Here is a 12,882-nt window from a genome sequence, read left to right as displayed (position 1 = left end):
AGGGAGTGGAGTCCAGATGAGCTTCAACCGCACGGTGCGCCGACGGCTCGGCACCACGGCCACCGCGGTCGCCGCGATGACCGCGCTCACCGCATCCCAGGCCCCGGGGGTCGCGCTGCCCGAGCCCCGGCAGGGGAAGGCGGCGGCTTCGGACGACGTCGTGTGGAGCGAGGTGCCGGGCGACGACGTCTATCACACCGAGTTGCCTCCGCTGCGGTCCCCGAAGCCGCCCACTCCCCTGAAGCCCGGGACGAAGCCCGATCCGCTCGTGGCGCGCGCCTGGTCCCAGGCGGCGGGCATTCCGGCGACCGTGCTGGCCGCCTACCGCAAGGCCGAGAGCGCGCTGCGCCGCGGCGATCCGGGCTGCGGGCTGCCGTGGCAGCTGCTCGCGGCGATCGGCAAGGTCGAGTCGGGGCAGGCGTCCGGCGGGCGGGTCGACGCCCGGGGCACGACGCTCACCCCAATCCTCGGCCCCGCGCTCGACGGCAACGGCTTCGCCCTGATCCGGGACACCGACGACGGGGCGTACGACGGCGACCGCGCCTACGACCGGGCCGTCGGGCCGATGCAGTTCATCCCCTCGACCTGGGCGGCCTGGGGCGCCGACGGCAACGGCGACGGCCGCCGGGACCCGGGCAACATCTACGACGCGGCGCTCGCCGCCGGGCGCTACCTCTGTGCCGGGTCCCGCGATCTGACCCGCCGCGCCGACCTGGACCAAGCGATCCTCAGCTACAACCGGTCCGCGACGTATGTGCGGACCGTGCTGTCCTGGCTGGAGTTCTACCGCAGCGGAAGCCACGCGGTCGCCGACGGCCGGGGCGTCCTCCCGGCGGGCCCCGGCCCCGGCGGGAAGACCCCGCCCGAGGCGCCGGTCGGCGGGCCCGGTACGCCGGAACGTCCCGGCAAGGGCGACGGAGGCGTCGTCGTCGGCCCGCAGCCCACCCGGCCGCCGAGTCCGACGCCCACTCCCCGTCCCACGGGCCCCGGTTCACCGAGCCCGAGCCCCGACCCGACGGACCCCGGCCCCACCGACCCCGGCCCGAGCCCCAGCCCCGACCCGACCGGCCCGACCGACCCGGGTCCCACCGACCCCGGCCCGAGCCCCACCCACGACCCGACGGACCCCGGCCCCACCCCCTCGCCCGACCCCGGCGAGACGGGCCCGGGCTGCCCCGACGACACCCCGTCACCGTCCCCGTCGGCGCCTTCTCCGAGCGAGGAGACGCCGGGCGGCAAGGACGAACCCGGCGATCCCTGTGCGCCGGGCGAAGGGTCCGGTGGCTGAGCCCCGGGGCCCGGTACGGTCGACGCGTTTCGCACCCGGCCCGGCACAGCCGCTCCCGGGCCCGGATATGCGCATGGCCGGAAATGCTGAGGCCGGAAATGCTTAGGTGGGATTTCGTTTACGGCGGGTACCCGGGAAGTCGAAGGCCCGCAGCGGCCCTTCACTCTTCTGGGAGGGAAACAGTGATGAAGAAGGTATTCCTGGCCGTGGTTTCGGTTTCTCTGGGGGCGACCGCACTCGTCGGATGCGGTGGGGAGAAGAGCGGCGACGAGGCGTTCGGCGGGAAGAGTGCGGATACGATCGCGGCGGACGCGGTCAAGGCGACGCGTGACGCGAAATCCTTACGCGTCACGGGAAACGCGCGACAGAAGGGCGGGAACGAGATAGGTCTCGATTTTCATGTCGACGATCAGGACCGGTGTACGGGCACGATGACGGGCCAAGGCGCCAAGGCCGACGTCCTGCAGGTCGGGCAGCAGGTCTATGTGCGCGGTGACAAGAAGTTCTGGCAGAACTCCCTGCAGGGAAGGCCCGGCACCGACGGGGCGATCGAGCAGTTGCAGGACAAGTGGGTGAAGTCCGAACCGGGACAGTCCGGCACCGAGGGAATGTGTGACAAGCAGGCTTTCCTGGCCTCGCTGGACAGCGACAAGTCCGAGCGGAAGGGATTGAAGAAGGGGGACACCTCGGAGATCGACGGGCAGCCGGTACTGGCCCTGGAGAAGAAGCAGCCGGGTGGTGAGAAGATCACTATGTATGTCGCCACCGAGGGCGATCCCTTTATTCTCAAAGCGGTCACCGAGGGCGGAGACGCACCGGGTGAGGTCGTGCTGAGCGATTACAACAAGAAGGTCGACGCGCAGCCGCCGGCCGACGCCGACGTGGTGGACCCGAAGAAGATCACTGCCTGACCGGGAAAGCGAATGACGTGTGAGGCGTGACGCGCGACGCCTTTCGTGCGGTCTGTTTCCGACCCCGGCACGCGGAACCCCTCTCTCTTCCCCCAAGAGGGAGGGGCCGGTGCCGTGGGAAGGAACGCCCCGGGGTCACGCCCGCCCGGGATGGTCGCCCGGCCCGTGGACCCCGCCGGTCAGGGGGGTGGGCGAGAGATCCGCCTGCTCCTCACCCGGCTCCAGCAAGGTGTCCGCGGGACCCACGATGAGCGGATCAGGGGCTCCTACGCCCTTCTCATCCTTGCTGTCGTAGTCGAAACGCCACAGAAGGCTGCGCATCGCCTCCAGCCGGCCGCGCTTCTTGTCGTTGTTCTTCACCACGGTCCACGGCGCGCACTCGGTGTCCGTGGCCCGGAACATCTCGACCTTCGCGGCGGTGTACTCGTCCCAGAGGTCCAAGGAGGCCACATCGGTCGGCGACAGCTTCCACTGGCGTACCGGGTCGACCTGCCGGATCGCGAAGCGGGTCCGCTGCTCGGCGCGGGAGACCGAGAACCAGAACTTCACCAGCAGGACACCGTCGTCGACGAGCATCCGCTCGAACTGCGGGGCCTGCTTCAGGAAGTGCTGGTACTGCTCCGGAGTGCAGAAGTCCATCACCCGTTCCACCCCGGCCCGGTTGTACCAGGAGCGGTCGAAGAAGACGATCTCACCGGCGGTCGGAAGATGCGCCACGTACCGCTGGAAATACCACTGTCCGCTCTCCCGCTCCGTGGGCTTCTCCAGGGCGACCACGTGCGCCCCACGCGGGTTGAGCCGCTCGGTGAACCGCTGGATCGTCCCGCCCTTGCCCGCCGCGTCGCGGCCCTCGCACAGCACCACCAGCCGCTGCCCGCTCTCGCGGACCCACCGCTGGAGCTTGAGGAGCTCGATCTGGAGGAATCGTTTCTCCCGTTCGTACTCCCTGCGTCGCACCCGCCGGTCGTAGGGATGGTTCTCCCGCCACGTCTCAAGAGGACGGCCCCGTTCGTCGAGGAGCACGGGCTGCTCGGGGCGCCGGCCGTCGACGGTCAGTCCCTTCAGCAGCTCCGCGGGGTCGTCGGTGTTCCGGTCGTCGTCGGTCATGGTCGTGTCCCCGTTCGCTTCGCATGGTCCGGTGCGGCGGGAGAGGGCCCACCCGCCGCGGATGAGCCCTCTCCCGCACGAGCATGTTCCCCGACAACCGCCGGGCATGTCCGAGCGGGCGCGGTGGCCGGGGTCAGCCGCCCGACAGCACCTCGGACAGGTCGAAGGAGACGACCTCCTCCAACTGCGCGTACGTACAGCCGACGGGGGACCGGTCCGGCCGCCACCGGCGGAACTGGGTGGTGTGCCGGAACCGGTCGCCCTCCATGTGGTCGTAGGCCACCTCGCACACCCGCTCCGGGCGCAGCGGCACCCAGGACTGGTCCTTCTTGCCCGACCAGCGGCTCTGCGCCCCCGGCAGCCGGGACTGCTCGTGCGCCGCCGCGTCCGCCCAGGCCCCCCACGGATGCTCGCCGAACCCGACGCGCAGCGGCGCGAGTTCCTCGGCCAGCTCGGCGCGCCGCTTCATCGGGAAGGCCGCGCAGACCCCGACGTGGTGGAGCACGCCGTCGGTGTCGTACAGGCCGAGCAGGAGCGAGCCGACGACCGGGCCGCTCTTGTGCTCGCGATAGCCCGCCACCACGACGTCGGCGGTCCGTTCGTGCTTGATCTTGTACATCGCCCGGGCGTCCGGCCGGTAGGGGAGATCGAGCGGTTTCGCCACGATCCCGTCGAGCCCGGCCCCCTCGTACCGTTCGAACCACTCCCGGGCGACCTCGGTGTCCGTGGTGGCCGGGGCGAGGAAGACGGGCGCGGACGCTTCCGAGAGCGCGGCCCTCAGCACCTCCCGCCGGTCCGCCTGCCGGGTCGCCAGAAGGGAGGTGTCGTCGACGGCGAGGACGTCGAAGGCGATCAGGCTCGCCGGGGTCTGCTCGGCGAGCAGCCGCACCCGGGAGTCCGCCGGATGGATGCGCTCGCTGAGCCGTTCGAAGTCGAGCCGCCCCCCGTGGGCGATGACGATCTCCCCGTCGATCACACAGCGCGGCGGGAGGTTCTCCCGTACGACGTCGACCAGGTCGGGGAAGTAGCGGGTCAGGGACTTGCCCGTGCGGCTGCCGATCTCCACCTCGTCGCCGTCCCGGTACACGATCGCCCGGAAGCCGTCCCACTTCGCCTCGTAGCTCATGCCCGGCGGGATCTTGGAGACCGACTTGGCGAGCATCGGCTTCACGGGCGGCATCACCGGCAGGTCCATGCGCCGATTCTGGCCCGCGACCCCGCCCGTGTCTCCCGATGTGCGGCATATGTGCGACCGGCCTACGGTGGCCGTCATGGGAGCAGCGGTGGAGCTGGACGCGGGCGGACGGGCCGTGAGGCTGTCCAACCCGGACAAGGTGTACTTCCCGGAGAAGGGCTACACAAAGAGGGACGTGGCCGAGTACTTCCTGGCGGTGGGGCCGGGGATCACCCGGGCCCTGGACCGTCGGCCGACCACGCTCCAGCGCTTCGTCGACGGGGTGGAGGGCGACTTCTTCTACCAGAAGCGCGCCCCGAAGAACCTCCCCGAGTGGATCCCCACCGCCCGCATCGCCTTCCCCAGCGGCAGGCCCGCCGACGAGATCTGCCCCACCGAGCTCGCCGCCGTCATCTGGGCCGCCAACCTCGGCACCCTCACCTTCCACCCCTGGCCCGTCCGCGCCGGGGACACCGACCACCCGGACGAACTCCGCATCGACCTGGACCCGCAGCCCGGCACCGACTACGCCGACGCGGTCAGGGCCGCCCATGAGCTGCGCTCCGTCCTGGAGGACCACGGCGTACGCGGCTGGCCCAAGACCTCCGGCGGCCGGGGCATCCACGTCTTCGTGCCCATCGAGCCCGCCTGGACGTTCACCGAGGTACGGCGTGCCACCATCGCCGCCGGGCGCGAGCTGGAGCGGCGGATGCCCGAGCGGGTGACGACCGCCTGGTGGAAGGAGGAACGCGGCGAGCGGATCTTCGTCGACTTCAACCAGACCGCCCGCGACCGCACCATCGCCTCCGCCTACTCCGTACGCCCCTTCCCGCACGCCCCGGTCTCCGCGCCGCTGCGCTGGGAGGAGATCGACGACGCCGAACCGCGCGACTTCGACATCGTCACGCTCCCGGCGCGCTACGCCGAACTCGGCGACGTGCACGCCGACATGGACCACGAGGCCTTCCGGCTCGACGCCCTGCTGGAGCTGGCCGACCGGGACGAGAAGGAGCGCGGGCTCGGCGACATGCCCTATCCGCCGGAGTATCCGAAGATGCCCGGCGAACCCAAGCGCGTCCAGCCCAGCCGCGCCCGCCACGACGACGATGACGGCGACGGCGAGAAGACGTGAGCGGGAGCACGCAGAGGCACGGCGCGCACGGTCGGGCCCCCACCCTCCGCGAGCGCTGGGAGGCGTACAAGAACAGCCCGTTCCTCCCCGCGACCGTCCTCGTCCTGATCGTCGCCGCCGCGGCCGGTCTCTTCGCCGGCTCCTACACGTACGCGATGGCCGACCCCACCCCGCACCGCATCCCCGCCGCCCTGGTCACCCGGCCGGAGGCGGCGCGCGGCGAGGCGTTCGTCGCCGGCATGGAGAAGGCCCTCGACGCCTCCCTCGAACTGCGTGACTACCCCGACGTCGCCGACGCCCGCCGCGCCCTGGACGAGCAGAAGGTCTTCGCCATCGTGCGTGCCTCGGACGGGGGAGTGGCGCTCGACGTGGCCGGAGCCTCCGGCGCGTCCGTGGCCGAGCTGCTCGGCAAGGCGGGCCTGGAGGTGGGGGAGGCCACCGGGGTCGAGGTCACGGTCCGGGACATCAAGCCGCTCCAGCGGGGCGACCCGCGCGGACTCGCCCTGTTCTACATCTCGCTGGCCGCCGTGATCATGGGCTTCCTCGGCGCGATCCAGCTCAGCGTGCACGCCCACGGCCTGAACCCGGCCGAGCGGATCGCCTTCACCGTCGCCTACGCCCTGCTCGGCGGGTTCGCCATCGCGGCGGCCGTGGACTGGTGGCTCGGGGCGGTGGACCTGCCGTTCGTCCAGTCCTGGCTGATCCTCGCGTTCACAATGTTCACCTCCGGCATGGTCTTCACCATGTTCAACACGTTGATGGGCCGCTGGGCGATGATCCCCACCTGGGGCGTCATGGTGCTGCTCGGCAACCCGTCCTCCGGCGGTGCGGTGTCCTGGCCGCTGCTGCCCTCGGCGCTCGGGCACATCGGCCGCTGGCTGCCACCGGGCGCCTCCGTCAACGCCCAGCACACCGCCGTCTACTACCAGGGCCACCAGTTCGTCTTCCCGTACCTGGTCCTCGCCGGCTGGGCGCTGGTCTCCTGCACGGTGTTCTGGGTGTGGCGCCACCGACACCCCGGTGGCCGCGCCCGCACGCCGGAGCATGCGGACGCGGCCACCTGAGACCGCTACAGCGGGTTACAGCTCCTTGATCCGGATGTCGCGGTACGAGATGACGTCGGTGACGCCGTGCACCTGGAGCCCGATGTAGCCGGAGGCGAACCGCCTGCCGTCGGTGCCCGGGTCGTCGCCCCGCGGCGGCTCGAAGAGCTGACCGCCGGTGTTGTCGAACTCGTTGATCAGGACACCGTTGCGGTAGATCTCGTAGTGCTGGTCCACCACCTTGATCTCGTAGTCGTTCCAGGTGCCCTTCGGCGTGACCCCGGCGCCGCCGAGACCCACCCGGTCGAAGCCGTACACCGAACCGGTCTTGTACATGTCGCCGTCCGGCCGGTCGTTGATCTGGATCTCATGGCCGTACTTGATGGCGACCCACTCCGGACGTGACTCCTCCGGGTGGTCGTGGACCTTCGGGAAGCGGACGAAGACCCCGCCGTTGGCGTTGCCCGAGCCCGGGGCGTCGTCCCGCCACTGGAGCTTGAGGGAGTAGTCGCCGTAGGCCCGGTTCGGCAGCCACAGCATGCCCATTCCACCGACCGTGGTGGAGCTGGTGATGGAGCCCTCCTCCTCGTTCAGTTCGAACTTGCCGCCGCCCACGTGGCTCCACTTGGCGAGCGAGGCCGCCGTGCCGTCGAAGAGCTTGGTGTAGCCCTCGACCTGGCCCGGCTTCCCGATGCCCGACTGCTTGGCGGCCTGGTTGATCGCCCGGCGCTCGCGCAGGTCGATGACGCCGTCGGCCTTCAGCCGGTCGAGCACCGTCGTCACGTGCTTGAGGAACAGCGCGTGGGATGACCAGTCCTTCTCGTCCTCGATCAGCTCGTTGATCGTGCAGCGGTTACGGGTGATCCGGTTCGGCACGCCCGTGTCGATCGTGCCGACGAAGACGGTGTGCCGCTCGTCGAACTCGGCGCAGTTCGGCGCGGGAACCCCGCCGCCCTGGGCGATGGTGAACGACACCTTCCTCGCCTCGGACGTGTTGCCCGCCTTGTCCGTCGCCCGGTGGGCGATGGAGTGGTAGCCGACCCGGTCGACGATCACCGGGGTGGTGTACGCCAGGTAGGGGCCGCCGTCGAGGGAGTACTCGACCTTGTCCACGCCCGAGTCGTCGTCGGTCGCCGAGACGGTGGCCTTGGCGCTGGTGATGAACGCCCCGTCGCTGTTCTTGTCGCCCTCGACCTTCACCGAGGTCTCCGGAGCCGTCTGGTCCTGCGACGGCGGCTCGACCACGGTGAAGTCGACGGCCTTCTCGTCGGCCACGTTGCCCGACCGGTCGGTGGCCCGGTAGCGGACCTGGTGCTCGCCCACCTCGTGGACCATCACCGGTGCGGTGTACGGCTGCCACGCGCCGTCCGCGCCGAGCGCGTACTCGATGGTGTTGACGCCGGACCCGGTGTCGGACGCGGTCACGGTGACCGTGGCCATCCCCAGGTACGCGCCGGCGTCGTCCTTCTCGCCCGAGACGGTCGCCGAGGTCTCCGGCGGCGTCTTGTCGTCGGTCGGCGGCGCGGCGACCGCGAAGTCGACGGATTTCTCCGCCGCCACGTTGCCCGCCTTGTCGGTGGCCCGGTAGCGGACCTCGTGGTCGCCGACCTCGTTCACCACGACGGGCGCGGTGTAGGGCTGCCACTCGCCGTCCGCCCCGAGGGCGAACTCGACGGTGTCGACGCCGGAGCCCGCGTCGGTGGCCTCGATGCCGACCGTGGCCTGGCCGATGTACGCGCCGTCACCGTTCTTGTCGCCGTCGACCTTCGCCGAGGTCGCGGGGGCCTCGGTGTCCTCGCCGCTGCCCTCGGTGACGGTCAGGATGCCCTGCATCATGCCGTGGCCGGGGATCGTGCAGTGGTAGAAGTACCGGCCGGGCGACAGCGTGACCTCCACGCTGTGCTTGCCGCCCTCGGCGTCGCCCGGGTTGGCCAGGATGTTCAGCTGGACGTCGTTGTTGAACTCCGGGTCCGACACGCTGAACGTCAGCGTGTGCGGCATGCTCGTCGTGTTCCCGGTGGCCGTGCTGTTCTCGAAGACGATGGTCGCCTTGCCGGCCACCGCCGTCTTCGGCGCGGACAGGTAGCGGTCGATCGGGTCGCCCGCGGTCCAGGTCAGCACCTGGTCGGCGGCGGCCGCCGGGGGAGCGTCGTCCCCCTTGCCGTACGCGGCCGTCGAGGTCAGTCCGAGGACCATGAGGAGGGAGGCCAGCAGGGCCACCCAGAAGCTCGGCGGACGGTGCCGCCCGCGTGCGAGGTGCGGATGGTGTCTCACTTCGCTGCCGCCTTTCCGACGAGGTTCTTGGCGGCCGGGGTCGCGGCGCCGCCCTTGTACGTCACGCGCCACAGCGCGGACTTGGGGTCGGAGGTGAAGAATCCGCGCCCGTAGTCCAGGACGTACAGCGAGCCGTCCGGCGCGAACTTCCAGTCCATCAGGTTGCGGATGCCGGCCGCCCCGACCGGGATGATCTTCTTCAACGACTCGGCGTGCGTGGGCAGTCCGCCCTTGCCGACCGTCCTCGGGTCGGTGAGCACGGCGTGCCGGGGCTGGGTGTCGTCGTAGAAGTCGCCGACGAACCACTTGCCGTCCCAGTAGGCGGGCCACTTGGCGGTGGACTCGCTCTGCGCGTCGTAGCGGTAGACCGGGCCGTTCATCGTGGCCTGCCCGCCGCCCTTGAGCCAGGGGAGCAGCTGCTTGCCCTCCTCCGGCTTGTAGCTCGGTACGCCGTTCTCGTCGCGCGGGTAGTCGACCCCGCCGCCCTGCGGGGAGTACCAGATGGTGTTCGGGGTCACCGGCGGGATCTTGACCAGGCCGTCGTTGTGCGGCGACTCGTTCTTCGGGGCGTCGCAGTCGTACCAGCCCAGCGGCTTGCTCGGGTCGGGCAGATTACGGTCCCGGTAGGGCTGGTTGTTGCCCATGCAGTACGGCCAGCCGTGGTTGCCCGCCTTGGTGATCGCGGCGAACGTGTCGTACTTCGCCGGGCCCCAGGTGGTGGACGGGGAGCCCGCGTCGGGGCCGACCCAGCCCGCGTACAGCGTGTCCGTCGAGGCGTCGATCGAGATCCGGGCCGGGTTGCGCACGCCCATCACGTAGATCTCGCCGCGGGTCTTCCCGCCGCCCTCGTCCGGCTCCTCACCGGTGAAGAGGTTGCCGGACGGCAGGGTGTACGTGCCGTCGTCCTCCGGGTGGATCCGCAGGATCTTCCCGTTGAGGTTGTTGGTGTTGCCCGCGGTGCGGCGCGCGTCGGCGAAGCCGACGCCCTTGTAGTTCGGCTCCGGGTTGTTGCCGGAGTAACCGCCGCTGAAACCGGAGGAGTTGTTGTCACCGGTCGCGATGTACAGGTTGTCCTTCGAGTCCCACGCCATACCGCCGCCCGCGTGGCAGCAGCTGTTGATCTGCACCGGCCAGCCGAGCAGCACCTTCTCCGATGCCAGGTCCAGCTTGTTGGTCGCGGAGTCGAAGGTGAAGCGGGAGACCTGACGGGTCGCCATGCGCTTGTCGCGGTCGATCTTCGCGTGCGGCGTGTAGTGCAGATACACCCACCCGTTGGACGCGAAGTCCGGGTCCAGCTCGATGCCGAGCAACCCCTCCTCGACCTTGACCAGTTCGTCGCCTCCGCCCTTGTTGCCGAAGACGTCCAGCGCACCCGCCAGGGTGACCTTCCTGGTCTTCGGGTCGTAGACGTGGATCTCGCCCTTGCCCTTGCCGATGTTCGGGTCGTTCCAGTCGATGACGACCGGGACGGAGCTGTCGGCCCCGCCGCGCCCGATGTAGAAGACCCGCCCGTCCGGTGCGGTCACCAGGCCGTGCGGCTCGCCGATCTGGTCGTTCTGGCCCGGCTGGTTGGGCTGGGTCAGCCGCTCGGCCGTGTAGTTGGAGGTGATCGTCGCCCTGCAGTCGGCCTGCGAGGTCCGGTTCGTCCAGGAGAGGGCGCCGCGCAGATGGTCACGGAAGTCGGTCTCCGCGAAGCTGTCCGCCGTACCGCCCATGGCCGTGTAGAAGGACCGGCCGCCGTCGTAGTCGCGGCACCAGGAGACCGGGTGGTCCCAGCCGTTGGCGCTCGCACCCGGCTTGTACGTCAACTCCCTCACGCGCGCGACGGTGTGCACCTCGCCGGACGGGTTCTTCGTCCAGTTCAGCCACTTGTCGGGGCGCTTCCACTCCAACGGCAGGTTCTTGGTGGCCGGGTGGACCCGGTCGCCGATCTCCACGGTCGCCCGCTGCGCGGTGGCCGGGCTGTTCGCCGCGGGGCGCGCTCCGACCAGACCGGTGAACCAGTCCGAGTACGGCTCGGTCCGCGCCGCGTCATGGATGCCGAGGAAACCGCCGCCCGCCTCCATGTAGGCCTCCAGGCCCGCTTCCTGCTCCGGGTCGAGGACGTCGCCCCCGCCGGTCAGGAAGACGACGGCGTGGAACGAGCCGAGCCGCTTGCCGTTGGTGAAGACCCTCGGGTCCGCCGTGGCCACGGTGGTGAACCGGCCGGCCTCCGGGCCGCTCAGCCCGATCTTCTCGATCGCCGCGATACCGGCGTTCGTGTACGGCGCCTCGTCGCCGGCCGAGGCGTGGAAGACCAGCACCTTGACCTGGTTCGCGGCGCCGGGCGGAGTCGGCAGGGACAACGTTGTCGCCATCTTCTCCACCAGGGCCCGGTCCGGCGACTGGTCCGCGCTGGCCGGGCCGCCGCTGCCCAGCATGGACACGGTCAGTGCGCCGGCCGCCACGGCCGCCGCGAGGCCGCGTCGTGATCTGGACCGGTGATGTGATGCGCGCTGCATGTGGTCACCCACCCCTCTGTGGTCACTGCACCTCTCGGTGACTGTGGCTTGCTCACTCTTCGTCAGTACCTCTTGATTCACTGTGACAGCGCACGAAGCTAGACCTCTTTTCGCGGTACGCCAATAGGTATGGCAGCAATCGTGTGAACTTTGTCCTGGGTGTGGATAAACGAGGTTGCCCCGGCTACGGTGTGGCCCGTTCCGGGATCCCGTGAGCGCCGTTCCGTTCCTGCGGCATCGCCAGTTCACTTATCGCAGTGGGGAGTTCGACATGGACCGAAGGACCTTCAGCCGGCGGATGCTGGTCGGTGGCGCAGCCGCGGCCGCGACCGGGGTGACATCGTTGTCGCTCGGGGCGGTGGAGGCGAGCTCGGCCGAGAATCCGCCCCGTACGGCCCCGGCCGGCGGAGTGGTGCGACGGCTGAAGATGTACGCCGAGAAGTTGCCGAACGGCGAGCTGGGCTACGGTTTCGAGAAGGGCAAGGCCTCGATCCCCGGCCCCCTCATCGAGCTGAACGAGGGCGACACGGTCCACATCGAGTTCGAGAACCTCACCGACGTGGACGCCAGCCTCCACGTCCACGGCGTCGACTACGACATCGCCAACGACGGCACCCGGATGAACAGGAGCCACGTCGAGCCCGGCGGCACCCGGACGTACACCTGGCGCACCCACGCCCCGCGCCTGCGCAAGGACGGCACCTACGAGCCGGGCAGCGCGGGCTACTGGCACTACCACGACCACGTCGTCGGCACGGACCACGGCACCGGCGGCATCCGCAAGGGGCTGTACGGGCCGCTCGTCGTGCGCCGCAAGGGCGACATCCTGCCCGACCAGACCTGCACGGTCGTCTTCAACGACATGATGATCAACAACAAGACGGCCCACAACAGCGTCAACTTCGAGGCCACGGTGGGTGATCGGCTCGAATTCGTGATGATCACGCACGGTGAGTACTACCACACCTTCCATATCCACGGTCACCGCTGGGCGGACAACCGGACCGGCATCCTCACCGGCCCCGACGACCCGAGCCGGGTCATCGACAACAAGATCTGTGGCCCAGCGGACTCCTTCGGCCTCCAGATCATCGCGGGCGAACGCGTGGGCGCGGGCGCGTGGATGTACCACTGCCATGTCCAGAGCCACTCCGACATGGGGATGGCAGGGCTCCTGCTGATCAAGAAGCCCGACGGCACCATTCCGGGCTACGAACCCCACCACCACGCGGCGGGCGACGCGGAGAAGAAGGCCGAGGAGAAGGCAGAGGAGAAGAGCGGCACGCAGAGCGCCGAGGAGAAGGCCGGGAAGGCCGCCGGGGAGCACCAGCACTGACCCCGTCCGTGCTCCCGCCTGCCACGGGGCCCGCGGAAGGGGCCGGCCCCGGTCGGGATCGGGTGGCGGGCCCGGTCACGGCGGCGGGTCACACCCGGTCTCGGCCGGCGGGCGGC

The 12,882-nt window shown here is 70.2% G+C and carries 9 protein-coding genes; 5 read left to right on the top strand and 4 right to left on the bottom strand.

Going from position 1 to position 12,882, the window contains the following annotated elements; translation table 11 throughout:
- Nucleotides 1-16: 16 nt before the first annotated feature.
- Both AC3CH1_RS04085 and AC3CH1_RS04080 read left to right on the top strand, forming a co-directional pair.
- Nucleotides 17-1,288, top strand: coding sequence for a lytic transglycosylase domain-containing protein (locus AC3CH1_RS04085; protein WP_488461589.1), 1,272 nt, complete (start codon nucleotides 17-19; stop codon nucleotides 1,286-1,288).
- Between the two features lie 185 nt (nucleotides 1,289-1,473).
- On the top strand, nucleotides 1,474-2,199 hold the full coding sequence (locus tag AC3CH1_RS04080; protein ID WP_488461588.1) for a hypothetical protein: 726 nt from the start codon (nucleotides 1,474-1,476) through the stop codon (nucleotides 2,197-2,199).
- A 135-nt stretch (nucleotides 2,200-2,334) separates the two neighbouring features.
- Here the strand turns inward: AC3CH1_RS04080 and ppk2 are convergent, their stop codons facing one another.
- Together ppk2 and AC3CH1_RS04070 are read right to left on the bottom strand one after the other, a co-directional pair.
- Nucleotides 2,335-3,306, bottom strand: coding sequence for a polyphosphate kinase 2 (gene ppk2 / locus AC3CH1_RS04075; RefSeq protein WP_488461587.1), 972 nt, complete (start codon nucleotides 3,304-3,306; stop codon nucleotides 2,335-2,337).
- 133 nt (nucleotides 3,307-3,439) lie between these two features.
- Entirely contained in the window at nucleotides 3,440-4,501 is a 1,062-nt protein-coding gene (locus AC3CH1_RS04070) for an ATP-dependent DNA ligase (protein ID WP_488461586.1), read from the bottom strand.
- A 76-nt stretch (nucleotides 4,502-4,577) separates the two neighbouring features.
- Between AC3CH1_RS04070 and ligD the strand changes: the two genes are divergently transcribed.
- On the top strand, nucleotides 4,578-5,612 hold the full coding sequence (ligD, locus tag AC3CH1_RS04065) for a non-homologous end-joining DNA ligase (protein ID WP_488461585.1): 1,035 nt from the start codon (nucleotides 4,578-4,580) through the stop codon (nucleotides 5,610-5,612).
- Nucleotides 5,609-6,676: an ABC-2 transporter permease gene (locus AC3CH1_RS04060; RefSeq protein WP_488461584.1), complete on the top strand. Its 1,068-nt coding sequence runs from the start codon at nucleotides 5,609-5,611 to the stop codon at nucleotides 6,674-6,676. Before ligD ends, AC3CH1_RS04060 begins: the two co-directional genes overlap by 4 nt.
- A gap of 15 nt (nucleotides 6,677-6,691) precedes the next feature.
- Here the strand turns inward: AC3CH1_RS04060 and AC3CH1_RS04055 are convergent, their stop codons facing one another.
- Both AC3CH1_RS04055 and AC3CH1_RS04050 read right to left on the bottom strand, forming a co-directional pair.
- The gene (locus AC3CH1_RS04055) at nucleotides 6,692-8,929 is read right to left on the bottom strand and encodes an OmpL47-type beta-barrel domain-containing protein (RefSeq protein ID WP_488461583.1); all 2,238 of its coding nucleotides are present in this window, start codon (nucleotides 8,927-8,929) and stop codon (nucleotides 6,692-6,694) included.
- Nucleotides 8,926-11,430 (bottom strand): ThuA domain-containing protein, encoded by a 2,505-nt coding sequence (locus AC3CH1_RS04050; RefSeq protein ID WP_488461582.1) that lies wholly within the window; start codon nucleotides 11,428-11,430, stop codon nucleotides 8,926-8,928. Before AC3CH1_RS04050 ends, AC3CH1_RS04055 begins: the two co-directional genes overlap by 4 nt.
- A 271-nt stretch (nucleotides 11,431-11,701) precedes the next feature.
- On the opposite strand from AC3CH1_RS04050, the gene AC3CH1_RS04045 reads away from it, so the two are divergent.
- On the top strand, nucleotides 11,702-12,766 hold the full coding sequence (locus tag AC3CH1_RS04045) for a multicopper oxidase domain-containing protein (protein ID WP_488461581.1): 1,065 nt from the start codon (nucleotides 11,702-11,704) through the stop codon (nucleotides 12,764-12,766).
- The last annotated feature ends 116 nt before the right edge of the window (nucleotides 12,767-12,882 follow it).

Source organism: Streptomyces sp. MGP-P1 (assembly GCF_057766565.1).
This window is presented reverse-complemented; position numbering and strand designations above follow the sequence as displayed.

Coding starts and splice junctions, on each gene's coding strand:
- AC3CH1_RS04085 (WP_488461589.1), top strand. CDS start 17: ATGAGCTTCAACCGCACGGTGCGCCGACGGCTCGGCACCACGGCCACC.
- AC3CH1_RS04080 (WP_488461588.1), top strand. CDS start 1,474: ATGAAGAAGGTATTCCTGGCCGTGGTTTCGGTTTCTCTGGGGGCGACC.
- ppk2 (WP_488461587.1), bottom strand. CDS start 3,306: ATGACCGACGACGACCGGAACACCGACGACCCCGCGGAGCTGCTGAAG.
- AC3CH1_RS04070 (WP_488461586.1), bottom strand. CDS start 4,501: ATGGACCTGCCGGTGATGCCGCCCGTGAAGCCGATGCTCGCCAAGTCG.
- ligD (WP_488461585.1), top strand. CDS start 4,578: ATGGGAGCAGCGGTGGAGCTGGACGCGGGCGGACGGGCCGTGAGGCTG.
- AC3CH1_RS04050 (WP_488461582.1), bottom strand. CDS start 11,430: ATGCAGCGCGCATCACATCACCGGTCCAGATCACGACGCGGCCTCGCG.
- AC3CH1_RS04045 (WP_488461581.1), top strand. CDS start 11,702: ATGGACCGAAGGACCTTCAGCCGGCGGATGCTGGTCGGTGGCGCAGCC.